The organism is Caldisericaceae bacterium, assembly GCA_036574215.1.
Classification (GTDB): Bacteria; Caldisericota; Caldisericia; order Caldisericales; family Caldisericaceae; genus Caldisericum.
In genome coordinates this window covers 1-1,932 of record JAINCR010000100.1, presented here as the reverse complement: position 1 = coordinate 1,932, position 1,932 = coordinate 1, and the positions used below count along the sequence as shown (strand labels likewise).

4 protein-coding genes are annotated in these 1,932 nt (G+C 33.3%); all 4 read left to right on the top strand.

The genetic code is table 11. The features are described from left to right. The coding region (locus K6343_05985; protein MEF3245506.1) for a hypothetical protein at positions 1–125 on the top strand (125 nt) is incomplete at its 5' end. Between the two features lies 1 nt (position 126). Continuing rightward, a complete protein-coding gene (locus K6343_05980) occupies positions 127–726 on the top strand; it encodes a deoxynucleoside kinase (protein ID MEF3245505.1) in 600 nt (199 codons plus the stop codon). Between the two features lie 12 nt (positions 727–738). Next, positions 739–954, top strand: coding sequence for a type II toxin-antitoxin system Phd/YefM family antitoxin (locus tag K6343_05975; protein MEF3245504.1), 216 nt, complete (start codon positions 739–741; stop codon positions 952–954). Continuing rightward, positions 935–1,531 carry a hypothetical protein gene (locus K6343_05970; GenBank protein ID MEF3245503.1) on the top strand — a complete coding sequence of 199 codons (597 nt, stop codon included), beginning with the start codon at positions 935–937 and terminating at the stop codon, positions 1,529–1,531. Before K6343_05975 ends, K6343_05970 begins: the two co-directional genes overlap by 20 nt. Positions 1,532–1,932 lie beyond the last annotated feature (401 nt).

Here is a 1,932-nt window from a genome sequence, read left to right as displayed (position 1 = left end):
GAAGTGGGTATATAAGAGGCTATGTTGTGGAAAGGCTCTATAGAGAAGCAAAGATGTATGAGATTGTTGAAGGAACTAACGAAATTCAAAAGTTAATAATTGCAAATCAAGTTTTAAAGGGGTGATATGATGTATATTGTAATTTCAGGAAACATTGGAGCAGGTAAGACATCTTTAGCACAGATTATTTCAGAAGATCTGGGTTTTTCTGTTTATTTTGAAGACTTCCACTCAAATTTATTTTTAAAGGACTATTACCAGGACATGAAAAGGTGGGCATTTGCAACTCAAATTAATTTTCTTGCCTTAAGGTATGAGCAGATTGTCCATCATATGCTTTTATCTAAAATACCTGCAGTCCTTGATAGATCTATTTATGAGGATAGAGAAGTATTCGCTAAATCTCTTTTTGAAGAAGGTTTAATGACAAAAGAAGAGTGGACTGTTTACGATAAATTATACAATCTCATGGTAACTCACTTGCCAACTCCAAACCTTTTAATTTATCTTGAAAAGTCAGTAGATGAACTTTTAAGAAACATTGCAAAAAGGGGGAGAGATTTTGAAAAAATTCCACGTGAATACCTTGAAAGCCTTGATAAAAGATACAAAGAGTTTTATGCAAATTGGCATTTTCCAAAGTTGAAAATCACAAACGATATTTACGATAATAGGAAAGATATCATTGAAAGAATTAAAAATGCACTTTATAACTCAGTTTATTAGAGAGTGGTTAAGATGCTTATTTCTATTTCCGCTTCAAAATTAAAACAGAATCTTTTAAAAGTGCTCGATGAGGTAGAAAAGGGAAGTGTTTTTGCAGTGATAAGGAAAAGTAAAATTGTATCAGTTTTGATTGATTATGAAACATTTGAATCTCTAAAAGAAGCATATGAGATTTTGAAAGATAAGGAATTACTGAAAAAGTTTTTAGATGAAAACAAAGATAGTTGAAAATTTTGAAAAAGTAATTTACAAGGACAAAGAATCTTATTTTCTTAATGACAAACTTCTTTTGGAAAGAACATTTAGAACATTTAATAAAACTATCTCTTTTGTTATACTTTCTTCAAGAGATTTTGATATTAAAAATATTGAAGACATTGTAGATAAAATTGAAAAACTTAAAAGATGTTATTCTATTGATATTGTATTTGTTGTGGGTAATGAAGAAGTTTTAGAAACTCTAAATAACACTTATAAAGATAGATTTTATAAAGGTATAATTTCAGAGAGGATTTATGCGCCTGTTTTTTCTTCCTTTAAGTATGGCTTGAAGGCTGTTTCTCCTTTTACTTGTTGCGCATTCCTTATCTATGCAAATAGGAGATTAGAAAATTTTGATATCCTTTTAAAAATGGTTGAGGAAAAAGATGGAGAGATTGTAATCCCTGTTATTAACAATAAAAAGTCTCATCCCATTCTTTTTAAAAAAGACCTCTTAAAGGAGATAATCACTCTTAGAAAAGAGAAAGGTATCCCATATTTGCTAAGGCGATATAGCGAGAAAATTGTTTATTTAAACCTGTAAGCCCCTCAGTCATTCTGAGCGTTAGCGAGGAATCTCGTCCGTTGCCCTTATTCTAAGGGCGTAAGCCCACTTTGTCATTTCCCTCATGGTCGTTCTGACGAGCGAACGTAGTGAGCGAGGAAGAATCTCATCTTTTATTTGAGGGGATGGCGTTTACCCCCTCGATATTCCCTCCTGAAAGGATGAGATCCTTCGCTTGAGTTTACACTGAGCGAAGCGAACGTGCTCAGGATGACAAGAAAAAAGTGGCTCAGGATGACAAGAAAAAAGTGGCTCAGGATGACAAGAAAAAAATACTCGGGATGACAAAGGAAAGGATAACAGGATGACAAGGTGGAAGTGTCATTCTGCACTCTTTTCCTTGACGAAGTCAAGTGGCGTAAGCCACTGGTGTCATTCTG

Excerpts from the sequence above, each read along its gene's own strand:
- K6343_05970 (MEF3245503.1), top strand. The coding sequence starts at position 935 with ATGAAAACAAAGATAGTTGAAAATTTTGAAAAAGTAATTTACAAGGAC.
- K6343_05975 (MEF3245504.1), top strand. The coding sequence starts at position 739 with ATGCTTATTTCTATTTCCGCTTCAAAATTAAAACAGAATCTTTTAAAA.
- K6343_05980 (MEF3245505.1), top strand. The coding sequence starts at position 127 with ATGATGTATATTGTAATTTCAGGAAACATTGGAGCAGGTAAGACATCT.